Consider the following 17,149-nt stretch of genomic DNA (forward strand, 5'->3'; position numbering starts at 1 on the left):
GCGTGGAGAGCCCTTCCAAATGTGCGGATTGATTGGACTCTGGGACCGTCGCCTGCCCAGTGCGGAGCGTTTGCAGACGACAGCCCAAGCCATGGCCGACAGCCTGATCCGTCGCGGCCCGGATGGCGAGGGGACCTGGGTTCAGCCCAACGCGGGACTGGCTTTGGGGCATCGCCGTCTCGCCGTCGTCGATTTGTCCGAGGCCGGACAGCAGCCGATGACGAGTGCCTGCGGTCGTTATGTCATCGTTTATAACGGCGAGATCTTTAACGCCCCCGACGTCGCGGCCGATCTCAAGGTCTTAGGCATCCGCTTTCGCGGCCATTCCGACACCGAAGTCCTGCTTGAAGCTTGTGCCGCCTGGGGAGTCGAAGCGGCGGTATCGCGCTTTATTGGCATGTTCGCCTTTGCCCTGTGGGATTGCCAAAGCCAGACACTCTCCCTTGTTCGCGACCGCATGGGGGTGAAGCCGCTCTATTGGGGAATGTTCGGAGACTTATTTCTGTTTGGCTCCGAGCTAAAGGCGTTGCGCGCCCATCCCGGTTGGGAGCCGCGTATCAATCGGTCCGCCGTGTCGGCCTATTTGCGTTTTGCTTATGTGCCCACCCCCTTGTCGATCTATGAGGGGGTTTCCAAGCTCCCTCCCGCTCATATCCTGACTCTCGGGCAAGACGGCGTGCCCCGGCTCTCCTGCTATTGGGATCTGCGCACTGTTGCCCAGACCGGCCAGTCGCAGTTGGACCCCCGCCCGTTCGAGGAGACCGCCCAGAGCCTCGACAGCTTATTGAAAGATGCGGTGGGGCGGAGAATGGTCGCCGACGTTCCTCTCGGGGCGTTTCTCTCGGGGGGCGTCGATTCGTCTCTGGTTGTTGCGCTGATGCAGGCGCAAAGCAATCGCCCCATCCAAACTTTTTCAATCGGCTTTCACGAGGCTCGTTTCAACGAAGCCGATCATGCCCGCGCCGTCGCCGCCCATCTGGGCACCGACCATACCGAATTGATCGTCGAACCCCGGGATGCCTGGTCGGTCCTTCCCGATCTGGCGGATTGGTTTGATGAGCCGTTTGCCGATTCCTCGCAGATTCCGACATATCTGGTGTCGGCTCTGGCCCGGCAGAGTGTCACCGTCGCCCTGTCAGGCGACGGCGGCGACGAATTGTTTGCCGGGTACACCCGCTATCGCGGCATCGAGCGATTGTGGCGCAGCGTGGGCCGTTGGCCGCATCCTCTCCGTCACGCCACCTCGGGTGCCGCACGGCTGCTGTCACCCACCGCCTGGGATGCGGTCCTCCGCCCCCTGCCCCGCCGATTCAAGCGTCCACAACTGGGCGACAAAATCCATAAAGCCGCTGCGGTTCTCGACCAGCAAACGCCGCAGGCGATGTACCGCCAGCTCATCTCGTATTGGTCGCCGCCGGACTTGGCGATGCCGGGTGTTGCCGAACCTCTCGGCCTGATGGACGACCCCGCGTTACAGGACCTGTTGCCCGATCCGGTTGCCCGCCTTCAGTATATCGACATGTCGACCTACCTGCCCGACGATATCCTGACCAAGGTTGACCGGGCCAGCATGGCGATCAGCCTGGAAACGCGGGTGCCGCTGCTCGATCATCGTCTGGTCGAATTCGCCTGGACCTTGCCTCCGGAGATGAAGATCGCCAAGGGACAAGGCAAAGCCCTCTTGCGCCGCGTACTCGACACTTACGTCCCGCGCGAGCTGATCGAACGCCCCAAAATGGGATTTGGCATTCCGATCGATGAGTGGCTGCGCGGTCCGTTGCGCGACTGGGCGGAAAACCTCCTGGAGGAACAGACGCTGTCGCGTGACGGACTGTTCGATGCGACGGTGGTCCGCGACCGCTGGCATGAGCACCTGTCTGGACGTCGCAATTGGCACTATTCGCTGTGGGCCATTCTGATGTTTCAATGTTGGAAAGCGCGGTGGCTGCCGTAATTAAGCGCGGATCAAACATCCGTCTCTATCGTCTCGATATAATCTCGCGGTAAAGCGCCTGCATCTGCGTTGCGATCACCGCGTTCGCAAAGCGGCGTTCGACCTGGGCGCGGGCGTTATGCCCCATCCGCCGCCGGGCCTCGCCGTCCTTGGCCAGGGTCAGGATCGCCTCGGCCAGAGCGGCCCCGTCCTGGAGCGGCACCAGCAAACCGGTTTCGCCCGACTGGACGACGTCCCGGCAGCCCGGCACGTCGGTCGCGATCATCGGACGACCGCAGGCCGCGGCTTCCAGCAGGCTTTTCGGCAAGCCCTCGCGGTAGGACGGCAACAACGCGATATGCGCCTGCCGCCAGAGTGCGGCAACGTCGTCGGAGACTCCCCACCATTCCACCACCCCCTCGGCCTGCCAGCGCCGCAGGTCGTCTTCACCCAGGCTCTCGGGGTTGGTGGTGTCGGGGCCTCCCACCAGCACGATCCGGACCGGTGCCCCCTGCTGTTTCAGCAGGCGGGCGGCCGCGACGATATCCAGAACGCCTTTGGGGCGCAGCATCCGGCCGACATAGGCCGCAACCACCTCACCCTCCGGTTCGGCCATCGGGTGAAAGGCGGCGATATCGACCCCTGATCCGGCGATCAGATGCGCCCGTTCGGGGGGAACGATCCCCGCGCCGGTGAAGTAAGCCAGATCGTCACCGTTCTGGAACACCAGATCGCTGCGGCGATAGGCCAACGACCAGCGCAGCACCCGCGTCACCACCGCGCGGAGCACCCGCACCTTGCGGCTTTGCGCGGTGAACACCAACCCCAACCCGGTCATCGTGGCCAACGCGTGACGCGTCCCGGCAAGGATCGCGGCCAGCCCCCCGAACAGGGTGGGAACCAGGGCGATATGATGGATGATGTCGGGCTTTTCCCGCCGATAGAGCGTCACCAGGGCGAACAACGCCGCCAGGGGACCGAACGGCAGCGACATCTTGCGAAGCGAGGGGATCGGAACGACACGGAAGCCTTCGCGGGTAATCGCTTCGGCATGGGCATCAATATGGGTCGCGACGACGACCTCGAAGCCCATATCGCGGGCAGCGCGGGCGGTGGGCAGACGATGAGACCAGAAATACCAGTCTTCCGTCACGACATAGAGTATCCGCAACCCCTTGCAAGAGGATGGATTTTCACCATCCAGCCTTGCGCCACCATCGCGGCTCGGTTCATTCGACGACGTCGTACCCCCTGCACCGCTCACGATCACGATCCCGCTCTCAAATGGCTTTGCCGCACCTTATCATGAAGCGCAACAAGGCTGGGAGGGATGTCGCCCCCCCTCAGCACTCGCGGGAAGAGGCGCGCCCATCGTCCCGGCTTAACCAGAGGCGGCAACACTCAAAACCTCGTCCCCGGATCGAAACTGACCCGACTTAATGAAAGCCGCAGTCGCCCGGCTATTCTCGACACAAAAGCCCCCTTCGTGTACCATCATACTCAACGCATATGGCCGATGACCGATTCGCGGCCCGACAACTCTATGACGATGGAGGGGGAGGATGAAGCTGACATCAATCAAAGCGAAAATTGCTATTTTCGCCGGGCTCTGCCTCATCGGAGCGATTTCGGTCCAGGTCGTGTACGGCGTTATCACCACCAGATCGGGCAACGATTTCGTGGTCAGCCGAACCTCGGAAATCCTCGATTCCAAGACCCGCGAATCGATGAACAATCTGGCCAGCGCCCAGGCCGGTTTGTTGCGGTCCGAGTTCGATTCCGCCCTGATCGCGGCGCGAACGATGGCTCACACCTTCGCCATGATCGTTTCGCCTGCGGCCGAGGGCGGGATGGCGACGGATATCCGCCGTCGCCATATCAACGACATCCTGTTGAACGTGCTGAAAAACAACGAACGATTCAACGGCACCTATACCGCCTGGGAGCCCAACGCCCTTGACGGCAACGACGAGGCGTTTCGCAATCGCCGCGACACCGGCACCGATGCCACCGGGCGCTTCATCCCGTATTGGAACCGCGACCAGTCGGGCAAGATCGCGATGCAGGCCCTGGTCGAGTATGACAGCCGCGACCTTCATCCCAACGGCGTGATGAAGGGAGGCTGGTATATCGGCCCGCAGAGCAACGGACGGGAAAGCGTGCTCGACCCGCTTCCCTACATCGTTCAGGGTCGTCAGGTCTATCTTGCCACCCTGTCGGTGCCGATTGTCGCCAAGGGCAAGTTCTCAGGCGTCGCCGGGGCCGATTTCAACCTCGAATTCGTCCAGAAGCTGGCTCTGGATGTCAGTCGCAGTCTGTTCGGCGGCAAGAACAAGGTGGTGATCCTCAGCAATATGGGTCTGATCGTCGCCGACAGCGCCAATCCCGAGTTGATCGGACAATCCTATTCGAGCCATTCCCAAACCTGGCAAACCGATCTATCGACCGTCCAATCGGGTCGCAACAGTACGGAATGGCAAGGCGACACCCTGCGCACCTTCGCCGCGATCCAGTTGGGACGGACCGAAAAGCCATGGTCGGTGCTGATCGAGGTTCCCCGCAACGTCGTGATGGCTGAAGCCAACACCCTGGGCCAGAGTCTGACCGAACGGGCCTCCAGTTCGGTGACATGGTCGGCTCTGACCAGCACGCTGGTGGCCCTCGCCGCGATCGCGATCATGTGGGTGGCCGCAGGCGGCGTCGCCCGTCCGATCGTCGCCATGACCGACGCGATGAAGCGTCTGGCTGCGGGCGACAAATCGATCGACGTCCCCTCGCGCGATCAGGTCGATGAAATCGGCCAGATGGCCCAGGCGGTCCAGGTGTTCAAGGACAACGCGATCCGCATCGAGGCATTGCAGGCCGAACAAGCCGAGGCCGCCGCCCACACTGCGGCGGAGCGCAAGCAGGCGCGGGAAAATCTGGCCGACAGTTTCGAGGCGAGCGTGATGGGTCTCGTCCGCGAAGTCGCCAGTTCGGCCGAGGGGATGCAATCGACGGCGCAATCGATGTCGGCGGCGGCCCGTCAGGCCAGCACCCAGGCCGGTTCGATCGCGGCGGCGGCGGATTCCGCCACCGAGAACGTCCAGACCGTCGCCTCGGCCGCCGAGCAATTGTCGGCCTCGATCACCGAGATCAACCGTCAGGTCAGCGAAGCGGCCAAAATCTCCAAGACCGCCTCGGAAGAAGCGGGACGGACCAACGTGATGGTGCAGACGCTTGCCACCGCCGCCGACCGCATCGGCGAGGTGGTCAAGCTGATCAACGACATCGCGGCCCAGACCAACCTGCTGGCCTTGAACGCGACGATCGAGGCGGCCCGGGCCGGTGACGCCGGCAAGGGCTTTGCCGTCGTCGCGGGCGAAGTCAAACACCTCGCCAACCAGACCGCCAAGGCGACCGAGGAAATCGGCACCCAGATCGGCGCGGTTCAGGACGAAACCCGCCGCGCTGTCGCCGCTATCAAGACGATTGGCGAGGTCATCGACAATGTGCGGGAAATCTCGTCGGGCATCGCCGCCTCGGTCGAACAACAAGGCGCGGCGACCAAGGAAATCGCCCGCAACGTCCAGCAGGCGGCGCAGGGAACCCAGGATGTCTCGGCCAATATCGGCGGCGTCACCAATGCGGTCCTCTCGACCGGACAGGCGGCGGAAACCGTTCTGGGCTCGGCCAACTCGATGACCGGCAGCGCGGATCGGCTGCGGACCGAAGTCGCCAGCTTCCTGGCCAGCATCCGCGGCTAGAGCGTTATACCATGCCTCGGTGATCGGAACCGATCACCGAGGCCCTCAAACGGCGGGCGGGGATCGAAGAAACCCTTGCCTTCCCAGGCCATAAGCCGCGCGGCCCCTTGGGCCTAACCAAATCCCCATGAGTTTCACTCACGGGGATTTGGTATTAGAGCCCCCGGCGGCGCACACATTCGTCGCCGCTGGGAGCTTTCCAGACCGGGATGGATCAGGCGATCTGGGGCATTTTGGGGGCGTCGCGCTGCAAGATGCCGGTCAGACGCGCCGACACCCCGCAATCGCTCTCGGGATGGGTGACGATATAGAAGCGGTCCTCGATCACCGCCGCAATCGTCTGTTCGGCGATGTCGCGGGCGGTGATCGTGCTGGCTTCGATGACTTGGCGGATCTTCTCGCCATAGACCGGAGCCATCGGATTGGTGGCACGCAATTCGGCCGGTCGGTTGCGGTGGGACTCGGCGATCCCGGTCTTGACGAAGCCGGGACACAGCACCGACACCCCGATCTTGGTCCCGGCCAGCCGCAGATCGTGATAGAGGCATTCCGACAGCGTCACCACCGCGTGTTTGCTGACGCAATAGACGCTCATCCCCGGCGGCGACACCAACCCCGCCACCGAGGCGGTGTTGACGACATGGGCCGGGCCGCCCTGGGCGATCATCCGCGGCACGAAGCTGCGGATGCCGTGGACCACCCCCATCAGATTGACGTCCAGCACCCATTTCCAGTCTTCCAGCGTCGCGGACCAGACCGGACCGGCGGCGGCGACTCCAGCATTGTTGAACAGCAGGTGACCGCCGCCGAACCGCTCCCAGGTCTGCTCGGCCAGCGCCTCGACCTGCTCGGGCTTGGCGACGTTGGTGGGAACGGTCAGGATGCCAACGCCGGTCGCGGCAACCAGGTCTTTGGTCGCGGCCAGACCGGCGACGTCGAGATCGGCGAGAACCAGATTCATCCCCTCGGCGGCGCACAGCACGGCGAATTCACGGCCGAAGCCGCTGGCGGCGCCAGTGATGATCGCGGTCTTTCCTTGCAGTTCCATGGTGCGGATTCCTTGCATAATCAGGAGACGAGATAGCCGCCATCGACGGTGAGGCAGGCCCCGGTGGTGTAGCTGGCCGACGGCGACACCAGATACAGCACCGCGCCCACCATCTCGTCGGGCTGGGCGGCGCGACCCAGCGGCAGACGCTGGGTGACCCCGGCCAGAATCTTGGGATTGCCGGTCAGCGCCGACGCGAATTTGGTGTCAGTCAAACCGGGCAGCAGGGCATTGACCCGGACCCCCAGCGGCCCGCCCTCCAGCGCGCAGGCCTGGGTCAGCGAGATCACCGCCGCCTTGGTCATCGAATAGAGACCCTGCCCCGCCGCCGGGCGGACTCCATTGACCGAGGCGACATTGACGATGCTGCCGCCGCCACTGGCGGCAATCAGCTTCATTCCCCGCGCCGACATGAAGAAATAGCCCCGGATGTTGACATCGACGGTCTTCTGGAACGCGGCCAGATCGGTGTCGATCAGCGGCCCGAAATAGGGATTGGTCGCGGCATTGTTGACCAGGATGTGAAGCCGCCCATGCTGCGCCGAGATCCGCTCGAACGCCGATTCGATCTGCTCCATCTCGCCGATATGACAGGCCAGGGCCTCGGCGCTGCCGCCGCTGTCGCGAATCGCGGCGGCGACGCTCTCGCACTCCTCTTCCTTGCGGCTAGAGACGATCACATGCGCCCCAGAGGCGGCCAGGGTGCGGGCGATCGCCGCCCCGATGCCCCGGCTGGCGCCGGTAATCAGCGCCACCTTGCCGGTCAGGTCGAAAAGCGCGGAAACGGACGCGGACATGATGAAACCTTCCTATCGGTTGGTGATCTTGCTTTTGTCGCCACCTGTTTCGAGATGGGCGAAGGAATTGAGCGACAGCAGGCTGGCCCGCGCGCGGTCATGGAGGATTCGGGTGACGCCGCTATTGACCAGGATGTTGTTGAGCCCGACGGTCGCCTCGTCGGACAGGCCCAGCAGATGCTGGCAGATCGCGGCGATCGGCCCACCCGAAGTAAAGATCACGGTGCCGCCCGCTTTGGGGGCCGCCTCGATTTGACGGCGGAAGGCGGCAACGCAGCGGTCACGAAACACGCTCCAGCTTTCGCGGTACTCGCCATCGTGGCCGCCCCCGGCCCAGCGCGCCACGGCGGCGGAAAACACCGTCTGGAAGTCGCGGCGGGGATTCTCACCGGCGGCGAGAAAGCCCCGGATGGAATCATGCGAGTCGAGTTCGGGACGGAAGCAGCGCAACACGTCCAGGAAATCGAACTCGTCAAAACCGCCATCCTGGGTCAGCGGCAAAGGAGCATCGGTCCGGGCGGCCAGAAACGCCTCGGCGGTCTGGAGGTGACGGCGTAACCCACCAGTCACCACCCGGTCGATGCCAAGCTCGGCAGTCGAGAACCAGCGGCCGAGCATCCGGCTCTGTTCCTCGCCCAGCGGCGACAGCCGGTCGTAATCACGGCTGCCGAACGAAGCCTGACCATGGCGGACCAGATAGACCTGCCCCATCGCGACTCCGATCAGGCCGGGGCCATGTATTGACGCAATTCCAACTTGGCGACCTGGGCGCGGTGAACCTCGTCCGGGCCGTCGGCGATCCGCAGAGTCCTGGCGCAGGCATACATCCAGGCCAGCGGCACATCGTCGCTGACCCCGGCTCCGCCATGGGCCTGGATCGACCAATCAATCACTTTGCAGGCGACGTTGGGGGCCACCACCTTGATCAGGGCAATTTCCTTGCGCGCCGCCTTGTTGCCGACGGTGTCCATCATGTGGGCGGCCTTGTAGGTCAGCAGACGGGCCTGATCGATCATCGCCCGACATTCGGCGATCCGCTCGTGCCAGACCGATTGGGTCGCCAGCGGCTTGCCGAACGCGACCCGCGCCAGCAGGCGGCGGCACATCAGTTCCAGCGCCCGTTCCGCCGCGCCGATCGCCCGCATGCAATGGTGAATCCGCCCCGGTCCCAGGCGACCCTGGGCGATCTCGAAGCCGCGCCCCTCGCCCAGCAGAATATTGCTGGCGGGAACCCGGACATCGCGGAAGCGGATTTCGGCGTGGCCGTGGGGAGCGTCGTCATAGCCGAACACCGGCACCCAGCGTTTGACCGTGACGCCGGGAGTGTCGAGCGGCACCAGGATCATCGATTGCTGAAGATGGCGGTTCGGATTGGCGGCATCGGTCTTGCCCATCACGATCAGGATTTTGCAGCGGGTATCGTTGGCCCCGCTGGTCCACCATTTGGTGCCGTTGATGACGTATTGGTCGCCGTCGCGGCGGATGTCGGTGCAGATGTTGGTGGCATCGGAACTGGCCACCGCCGCCTCGGTCATCGCGAATCCGCTTCTGATCTCGCCCGCCAGCAGCGGTTCGAGCCAGCGCGCCTTTTGCTCGGGCGTGCCATAGCGGACCAGCACCTCCATATTGCCGCTATCGGGGGCGGAACAGTTGAACACTTCCGAGGCGAAGTGGCTGCGCCCCATGATCTCGGCCAAAGGGGCGTATTCGAGATTGAGCAGACCGGCGCCATACTCGCTTTCGGCCAGGAACAGGTTCCACAGCCCGGCCGCCTTGGCCTTGTCCTTCAATTCCTCCAGCAGGGGAAGCGGTTTCCACCGGGTCGGCCCCTGGGCGACCTGAGCGAACAGCTCGGCTTCGCGCGGGTAATAATGCTCGGCCAGAAAGTCACTGACGCGGCGGCACAAATCACGGCTGCGCGGAGTCAACTCGTCGAACATCGGACCCTGGTCCATCGCGGACACCCCCTACGGCAATGTCAAAAAAAGTGGGCCAAGCGGCAAGGCTGCCCGGCCCAAGTGGGAGTCTTCCCCCTGAAGACACCGGAGACACACAAAGGAAACCACTCGACCGGCGGACGTCGGCTCTTTCCGTCGATCCGGAGACGTTCCGGAAAAGATGACGAGCCCGCCGTTCGACCTGCAATCAGAGGTAATCCAGCCCAGGACATCAATCCAATGAATTGTCTGGATTATTTATAATTAGATTGATGCATGATAGGGCCGACAGAGCGGCCCAAGCGGGAGCGGATACGCTCCCGCGGCAATGATGGCGCGAAGGGGGGATTGGGGGACGAAACGCCCCCTAATTGGACTCGGACCCGCCGATCAGGCAGCGGGAATGACGATCTTGCCGACCGGGGTCAGGCTAAGACGGGCGAGCTTCAAGTGCGCCCAGGCGAACGGAATGCCGATGATGGTGATCGCCAGCCCGACCGCGACGATCAGATGGCCGAGCGCCAGCCACCAGCCCGCCAGCACGAACCAGACGATGTTGCCAAGGGTGGACAGCGCCCCGGATTCCGGGGCCTCGATTACGGTCTGGCCGAACGGCAGCAGGGTATAGCCAGCCAGCCGCAACGCCGCCGGGGTCCAGGGGAGCCCGACGATGGTGATTGCCATGATCGCGGCGGCAATCAGCCAGCCGAACGCCATCGGCAAGCCACCGAACACCAGCCACAGGATGTTGAGAATCAGAGACATGCCGTTCCTCCTCGCCCGGATCGGGGATGATCGCCCGTGGCCGATGCCGCACCGGACGCCCCCGGTCGGGGTCAGGCCCATGCCCGACCGGGGAAGAGTGGAGAAGACCGGCTTGTTAGTAAAGCCCCCCGGCCGAGGGAGCCGCCGAGGGAGCCGTCGTAACCGGAGCCGATGGGTCCGACGGCACGCTCGGAAGCGTCGGATCGGTTCCGGGGACCACTTCCATCTGGGTCGGGCTGGCCCCTTCCTCGGCACCGAGATAAGGGGCAAAGCTGAAGCCCCCGTCGGCGGAGCCGTCGCCTTCCAGAACCCCCTCCTCGTCGCCGGGCATCCGGTCGGCGCTCTTGAACGCCTCATAGATCGATTTGGTATCGCCCGGCATCGCCGGACGCCCGGTGCGGGGATCGACCCGGACCAGCCGCACGCCGGGCGGCATCCGGAACGGAGTCGCGGGCTTGTCCTTCAACGCTTCCATCATGAAATCGCGGAAGATCGGCGCCGCGACCGAACCGCCGGTTTCCTTCGGCCCCAGCGAGGCGGGGTCGTCAAAGCCGACGAACACGCCGACGGCAAGATCGGGCGAGAAGCCGACGAACCAGACGTCGTTCGAATCGTTCGAGGTGCCGGTTTTCCCCCCGAGCGGCTTGCCGACCGCCTTGACCGAGGTACCAGTACCGCGCTGGACGACGCCTTCGAGGATGCTGACCATCTGATAAGCCGACACCGGATCGACCATCTGTTCGCGGATGTCGGGCAGGGTCGGCATGTCCTGGCCGGAATAACGCGGCGCCGAACAGCCATCGCAAAAGCGCAGATCGTGGCTGAAGATCGTCTTGCCGTTGCGGTCCTGAATACGGTCGATCAGGGTCGGACGCAGCTTCTTGCCGCCATTGACCAGCATCGCATAGGCCGCGGTCAGGCGCAGCGGGGTGGTCTCGCCCGCCCCCAGCGCCATCGCCAATTGATGCGGCAGATTGTCATAGATGCCAAAGCGGCCCGACATGTCGGCGACCTTTTCCATCCCCAGCGCCTGGGCGAGACGGACGGTCATCAGGTTGCGCGACTTCTCGATGCCGACGCGCAGGGTGGTCGGCCCCAGGTAATCGTCGTGATAGTTCTTCGGCCGCCACATCGGCAGGCCCGGCCCCTGCGACAGCGCGATCGGGGCGTCGAGCACCAGGGACGACGGCGTATAGCCGTTTTCCAGCGCCGACAGATAGATGAACGGCTTGAACGACGAGCCGGGCTGGCGCATCGCCTGACTGGCGCGGTTGAACTGGCTTTTGCCATAGGACCAGCCGCCGATCATCGCCAGCACGCGACCGGTATGAGGATCAATCGCGACCAGCGCGCCTTCGACCTTGGGAACCTGACGCAGGGTATAGGTGGCGGGTCCGTAGGCTTTTCCGTCGTCGCCCTTGCCGACCGCTTCGACCAGGATCACGTCGCCGGGGGTCAGGATATCGCCGGGACGGCGCGGCACCGGCCCCAGGCCGCTTTTTTCGAGGACGCGGCGCGCCCACTTCAATTCGGCGATCGGCAGATGACCGGCATGGCCGTCGGCAAGGCTCAACACCGCCTCGCTATCGGTGAGGCCGGTAACGATTGCCAATTCCCAGTCTTCGGCCCCACCGGGGCGCTGCAACCCGGCCAACGCCCGCACCGGATCGACGCCGGAAGCGACATGCCCGACCGGGCCGCGCCAGCCGTGGCGGCGGTCGTACTGCGACAAACCGCGGCGCAGCACCCGGGTGCCCATCGCCTGAAGCTCGGCATCCATCGAGGCGCGCACCACCAGCCCGCCACGATACAGCGCTCCCTCGCCATATTTGGCCTGAAGTTCGCGGCGGATATCCTCGGCGAAATAATCGGCGCCTTGGGTCGCCTGCATCTCCTTGCGGGAGCGGACCTCGAGCGGCTGGGCCAGGGCAAGCTGATATTCCGACGCGGTGATCTTGCCGTCCTCGGCCATCCGTCCCAACACCCAGTCGCGGCGTTCCCGCGCGGCCTGGGGATGGCGGAACGGATTGTAATTGTTGGGAGCCTTGGGCAGGGCGGCGAGATAGGCGGCCTCGTCCGGGGTCAGTTCGTCCAGCCCCTTGTCGAAATAATTGAGCGCCGCCGCCGCCACGCCATAGGAGCCCGAGCCCAGATAGATTTCGTTGAGATAGAGTTCGAGGATGTGATCCTTGGTGAAGGCGCGTTCGATCCGAAGCGCCAGAATCGCTTCCTTGACCTTGCGCTCGATCGACACCTCGTTGGTCAGCAGGAAGTTCTTCGCCACCTGCTGGGTGATCGTCGAGGCCCCGACCGGACGGCGGTCGGCCCCGATCCCCTTGTTGCGCAGATTGACGACGATGGCACGGGCAATGCCGACCGGGTCGATGCCGGGATGGGTATAGAAGCTCTTATCCTCGGCGGAGAGGAAGGCATCCTTGACGATCTGGGGAATTGCCGTCAGCGGCACGAATACCCGCTTCTCGACGGCGTATTCCGCCACCAGCCGACCGTCGCCGCCATAGACCCGCGTCGTCACCGGCGGATCGTAATTGGCCAATTGATGGTAGTCGGGCAGATCGCGGCCGAAATGCCAGAACGCGAACAGCACCCCTCCCGTCATCGTGATGGCAAGCAACAAGACCAGGCTGATAACGCCGAGCAAAAAACGGAACATCGGAAACGGAACCTCCGGCAACCGGCCCGGCCGGTCGGCCGGTCCTCGCGGGTGGTGACGCCTGGGGAAGATGCCCGACAGGCGCGGGGGCACCGCCCCCTTATACCGGCGAATAAGTCAAATCAAAGGGTCGCCGGTCTTACTTGCAGCCCAGACGCTGACGGTCGGCATTGGCAGCCCGCTTGACCCGGTCGGGCATGTCGGGATGCTCGGCAAACAACAGGGTATAGGCGCGGCACGCCTGATCCTTCATGTCGAGCTGGCCGAACGAGGCCCCCAGTTTGTACAGCATGTCCGGAGCCTTGCTGTGCTTGGGATATTTCTTGTAGGCCTCGCCGAACAGCCGCGCCGATTGAGCGAAATCCTTGCGTTGGGAAAAGGCGATGTCGCCCAGCCAATATTGGGCGTTCCCGGCCAAAGCGTGGTTGGGATAGGTCTTCAGGAAAGTCTGGAACGCCCGCTCCGCCTCGTCGTAATCGCCCTTCTGCGCCAGCCCATAGGCCTCGTCATAAGCCGATTGCGGATCCTTGGGCGCGGCAGGCGCGGCCGGAGCCGTCGCCGCCTTGGTCGCGGGCATCTGACCCAACAACGCCGGGCCGGGAGCCGGGCCAGCATTGCTGGCGGCGTTGGTGCCCGGCGCGACAGCGCCCTTGGGCGGGATCAGCACTGGCGCCCCGCTGGCGGTGGTCGCGGGCGGCGGCGGAACCGCAGCGGTGCCAGCAGAGGCGGCGGGCATCGACATCTGCGCGCCCTTGCCGTCCTGAAGCTCCTTGAAGCGCAGGTCGATATCGGCCTGCATCCGTTCAAGCTGCTTGGCAAGCTGGGCTGCCTTGAAATTGGCTTCCTCGACCTTGCCAGTCAGCTGGCGGTTGAGGTCTTCGAGTTCGTTGATACGGTCTTCCAACCGCGACGCCTGATTACCGGCCAGCGGCACGTCCGAGCCGGACGAGGAGATCACGCCGCCTCCCATCGCCGGGGAGCGGATCACCGTGCCGCCATAGCCCCGGCTATCGCTTTGCGCCAGGGCCGTTTCCGGAACCACGCCGACGCAGATCAGAACGGACAAGGCGGAGAAGAGGAGCTGGCGTCGCAAGGGATCAACCTTCGATTAGACGTTGCGCTCGCGGCGGGGCGAAGCCCGGACCGGAACCGGGGCGGGCCACCGCGCGTGAAGCGGCGATGGCGAAGCGAACAGACAAAAAAGGGAAGGCGCCCGACCGACCCGCCGGTCCAGGACCAGACGGACGGCGGGCGCCCCCTTACTCACACGTCGTGAGAGATCCTGATTAGTTCAGGACGGTCACGCCGCGACGGTTCTGAGACCAGGCCGCCTCGTTCGAGCCGAGGGCAACCGGGCGCTCCTTGCCGTAGCTGACGACCTTGACGCGCGAAGCGGCAACGCCGTTGGCGATCAGGTATTCACGCACGGAATTCGCACGACGCTCGCCCAGGGCAAGGTTGTACTCGCGAGTGCCGCGCTCGTCGGCGTGGCCTTCGACGGTGAACGAGTAGTTCTGGTAGGTCTTCAGCCAGGCAGCCTGCTTGTCCAGGGTAGCCTTGGCGTCGGCCCGCAAGGACGACTTGTCGAGATCAAAGAAAACCCGGTCGCCGACGTTGGCGATGAAGTCTTCCTTCGAGCCCTTGACGATACCGGCCGGAGCGGTACGAGCCGGCGGCGGAGCGGAAACGCCACCGCCAGAAGCGGCGCCGGTGTTTTCAGGGGCGGATTCGCAAGCCGCGACCAGGGCGGCAGCGGCAACGATGCTGAGGAAACGCAGTTTCATATTTGAGGACTCCCCCTCAATGCGACGGGAATTGAATTCCAAGATTGAGCCATAGAGAGCAATGCCGACGGGGGTCGGCAAGCTTCCAAAATGACGCCGACCACGGAGGGCGCGGCGTCATGAGGAACAAACCCTAATCGGCGCGGACTATACTAAGATAATCCTAGGGAATCAAGGGGGACCACGCGGGGTCCGATCCATCGACGGGTGTAAGCAGGACCCGTTCGTTCACGCCGGTCAGGTCAATCGTGTAGAGACGGACGGATTGGCCGCGTCCCCGCTCATCCGAGGGAGAATCACGCCAAAACGCCAAAACGCGTCCGTTCGGCGCCCAGGTCGGACCTTCGACCAGGAAGCCTTCGGCCAGCAGACGCTCGCCCAAACCGTCGGGACGCATGACACCTATGAAGAAACGCCCGCCCTTCTGCTTGGTAAAGGCGATCAGGTCGCCGCGCGGGCTCCAGACCGGAGTCGCATAGCGTCCATCGCCAAAGCTGATCCGGTTGGCTCCGCCGCCGCCCGCGCTCATCACATAAAGCTGCTGCCCGCCGCCGCGGTCGGATTCGAACACGATCTGCGACCCGTCGGGGGCATAGCTGGGAGCGGTATCAATCGCCGGATTGTTGGTGAGCCGCGCCTTGCTGCGGGTCATCAGGTTCATTTCGTAGATTTCGGTGTTGCCGTCCTCGGCCATGCTGAAGATGACCTTGTTGCCGTCGGGCGAGAAACGGGGCGCGAAGGTCATGCCGGGGAAATTCCCCAGCGCTTCCCGCCGACCGGTGTCGAGATTGAAGATATAGACCCGAGGCACCCCCCGGAAATAGGACAGGTAGGTGATCTCGCGGGCGCTGGGCGAGAAGCGGGGGGTCAGGACCAGTTCGCCGCCCTCGGTCAGGAAGCGATGATTCTCGCCATCCTGATCCATGATCGCCAGACGCTTCTTGCGGTCGTTCTTCGGACCGGATTCGGCAACATAGACGATCTGGGTGTCGAAATAGCCGTCCTCGCCGGTGACGCGCTTATAGATCGCGTCGGCGACCTTGTGCGACAGCCGCCGCCAATCGGCCGGGGACGAGGACAGGGTCCAGCCGGTCATATAGGCCTCGGACATCACGTCCCACAGCCGGAACTCGACCCGGATGCGGCCGTCCGGCCCGATCTCGGTCTTGCCCTGGACCAGAGCCTCGGCGTTGATCGCCTTCCAATCGGGGAAACGCGGCTGGATTTGCAGCGAGGCCACCGTCTGGATGAAGGCGCGGGGATCAATCGGCTTGAACAGGCCCGACCGTTCCAGATCGGCCGAAACCACGCGGGCGATATCGCGCCCGACCTGATTTTCCTGGCCGCTGGTCCCGGCGAAATCGGGGATGGCGATGGGCAAGGGACGCATCTGTCCGTTGGTGATGTCGATGCGCACCTGGGCACGGGTCGGACTGGCGAAGGTCGCCAGTCCGAAGATCAGGGTGACGGCCACTGCCGCCAGCAAGCGGATGCGAGACATGAATATCATCTTCCTGCCGCGAATTTCGGGTTGAAGGCGAGAGTGAAGTCTTTGAACTGATCGTACTTGTTGACCGGAATCGGCAACGGACTGGCGGCGCGAACGGCACGGCGGGCGCTGTCGGCGGCGGCCTGATAATACGGGTTCAGCATCTGGACGGCGTCGGGCACGATCTGGGCGTCGGTGACGGTTCCGTCGGGCAGCACCGAAACGCGGACCAGCACGATCAGCTTGTCGGCATCCTTGGCCCCGGCCGGAACATTCCAGAACCGCTCGACATGGGCGCGGATCGCGTCCTTTTCCGTCATCGAGACCGTCTCGTTAGGATTGTGCATGCTCGATCCGCGCACCGATTGCGGCTGCGGCTGGGTCGCCGATTTGGCTTCGGGCGTCGAGGATTTCAGCTTCTCCGCCGATTTCAGCAGCTTGTCGAGTTCGTCCTGCGGCTGTTGCGGCTTTTTCTTGTCGACCGACTTCAACAGCGAATCAAGCTCGTCCTTGACGTCCTTCTGCGGCTTGGGCGGCTCGGGACGCGGCTGCGGTTTCGGCGGCTCGGGCTTCGGCTCGGGACGCGGTTCGGGTTTGGGCACCGGCGCGGGTTCAGGCTCGGGCTTCGGCTCGGGCTTGGGCGGCGGCGGTGTCGGAGTGGGAGGCGGTGGCGGCGGAGCCGGGGCCGGAGTGGGCGGCGGCGGCGGCGTCGGTTTGGGTTCGGGTTTGACCGGCTCGGGCTTGGGCGGCTCGGGAGTCGGTTCGGCGGTCTTCTGCGGTTCGGGCTGGGGCTTGTCGTCGCGCAAGGGGGGCGGATTGGTCTTGGCCCCGATCGGCACGATATCGACGATCATCGGAGTCTCCTCGACCGGCGGTTCGCGCCAGAATTGAGGGAGTCCGAAAATCGCCAACAGCACTACCAGAAAGTGCAGAAGGCCGGAATAGATATAGCTTTCCCGCCGGATTTCCATGACGC

General features: G+C 64.2%; 13 protein-coding genes. 2 read left to right on the forward strand and 11 right to left on the reverse strand.

Annotated elements, in window-relative coordinates:
- Nucleotides 1-19 precede the first annotated feature (19 nt).
- Nucleotides 20-1,954: an asparagine synthase (glutamine-hydrolyzing) gene (gene asnB / locus BLW40_RS14260; RefSeq protein WP_074769733.1), complete on the forward strand. Its 1,935-nt coding sequence runs from the start codon at nt 20-22 to the stop codon at nt 1,952-1,954.
- A 25-nt stretch (nt 1,955-1,979) separates the two neighbouring features.
- Here asnB and BLW40_RS14265 read toward each other — a convergent pair whose 3' ends face one another.
- Entirely contained in the window at nt 1,980-3,104 is a 1,125-nt protein-coding gene (locus BLW40_RS14265) for a glycosyltransferase family 4 protein (protein ID WP_280139921.1), read from the reverse strand.
- A 391-nt stretch (nt 3,105-3,495) separates the two neighbouring features.
- On the opposite strand from BLW40_RS14265, the gene BLW40_RS14270 reads away from it, so the two are divergent.
- Nucleotides 3,496-5,679, forward strand: coding sequence for a methyl-accepting chemotaxis protein (locus BLW40_RS14270; RefSeq protein WP_074769735.1), 2,184 nt, complete (start codon nt 3,496-3,498; stop codon nt 5,677-5,679).
- A 214-nt stretch (nt 5,680-5,893) separates the two neighbouring features.
- Here the strand turns inward: BLW40_RS14270 and BLW40_RS14275 are convergent, their stop codons facing one another.
- From BLW40_RS14275 to BLW40_RS14320, 10 genes are all read right to left on the reverse strand, one after another.
- On the reverse strand, nt 5,894-6,727 hold the full coding sequence (locus BLW40_RS14275; RefSeq protein WP_074769876.1) for an SDR family NAD(P)-dependent oxidoreductase: 834 nt from the start codon (nt 6,725-6,727) through the stop codon (nt 5,894-5,896).
- A 20-nt stretch (nt 6,728-6,747) separates the two neighbouring features.
- The gene (locus BLW40_RS14280) at nt 6,748-7,524 is read right to left on the reverse strand and encodes an SDR family oxidoreductase (RefSeq protein ID WP_074769737.1); all 777 of its coding nucleotides are present in this window, start codon (nt 7,522-7,524) and stop codon (nt 6,748-6,750) included.
- 12 nt (nt 7,525-7,536) lie between these two features.
- Nucleotides 7,537-8,235, reverse strand: coding sequence for a histidine phosphatase family protein (locus BLW40_RS14285; RefSeq protein WP_074769739.1), 699 nt, complete (start codon nt 8,233-8,235; stop codon nt 7,537-7,539).
- Between the two features lie 11 nt (nt 8,236-8,246).
- Nucleotides 8,247-9,479, reverse strand: a complete 1,233-nt coding sequence (locus BLW40_RS14290; RefSeq protein ID WP_244511203.1) for an acyl-CoA dehydrogenase family protein — start codon at nt 9,477-9,479, stop codon at nt 8,247-8,249.
- 372 nt (nt 9,480-9,851) lie between these two features.
- Nucleotides 9,852-10,226 (reverse strand): YccF domain-containing protein, encoded by a 375-nt coding sequence (locus tag BLW40_RS14295; protein WP_074769740.1) that lies wholly within the window; start codon nt 10,224-10,226, stop codon nt 9,852-9,854.
- Nucleotides 10,227-10,341: 115 nt separating this feature from the next.
- Nucleotides 10,342-12,900: a penicillin-binding protein 1A gene (locus BLW40_RS14300; protein WP_074769742.1), complete on the reverse strand. Its 2,559-nt coding sequence runs from the start codon at nt 12,898-12,900 to the stop codon at nt 10,342-10,344.
- Nucleotides 12,901-13,039: 139 nt separating this feature from the next.
- A complete protein-coding gene (gene ybgF, locus BLW40_RS14305; protein ID WP_074769744.1) occupies nt 13,040-13,993 on the reverse strand; it encodes a tol-pal system protein YbgF in 954 nt (317 codons plus the stop codon).
- A gap of 193 nt (nt 13,994-14,186) precedes the next feature.
- Nucleotides 14,187-14,684, reverse strand: coding sequence for a peptidoglycan-associated lipoprotein Pal (gene pal, locus BLW40_RS14310; protein ID WP_074769746.1), 498 nt, complete (start codon nt 14,682-14,684; stop codon nt 14,187-14,189).
- A gap of 163 nt (nt 14,685-14,847) precedes the next feature.
- On the reverse strand, nt 14,848-16,194 hold the full coding sequence (gene tolB / locus BLW40_RS14315; RefSeq protein WP_074769748.1) for a Tol-Pal system beta propeller repeat protein TolB: 1,347 nt from the start codon (nt 16,192-16,194) through the stop codon (nt 14,848-14,850).
- Complete coding sequence (locus tag BLW40_RS14320) at nt 16,191-17,144, reverse strand: energy transducer TonB (RefSeq protein ID WP_074769750.1); 954 nt, start codon at nt 17,142-17,144, stop codon at nt 16,191-16,193. Before BLW40_RS14320 ends, tolB begins: the two co-directional genes overlap by 4 nt.
- Between the last annotated feature and the right edge of the window lie 5 nt (nt 17,145-17,149).

The sequence above is a fragment of the Magnetospirillum fulvum genome (assembly GCF_900108475.1).
Classification (GTDB): domain Bacteria; phylum Pseudomonadota; class Alphaproteobacteria; order Rhodospirillales; family Magnetospirillaceae; genus Phaeospirillum; species Phaeospirillum fulvum_A.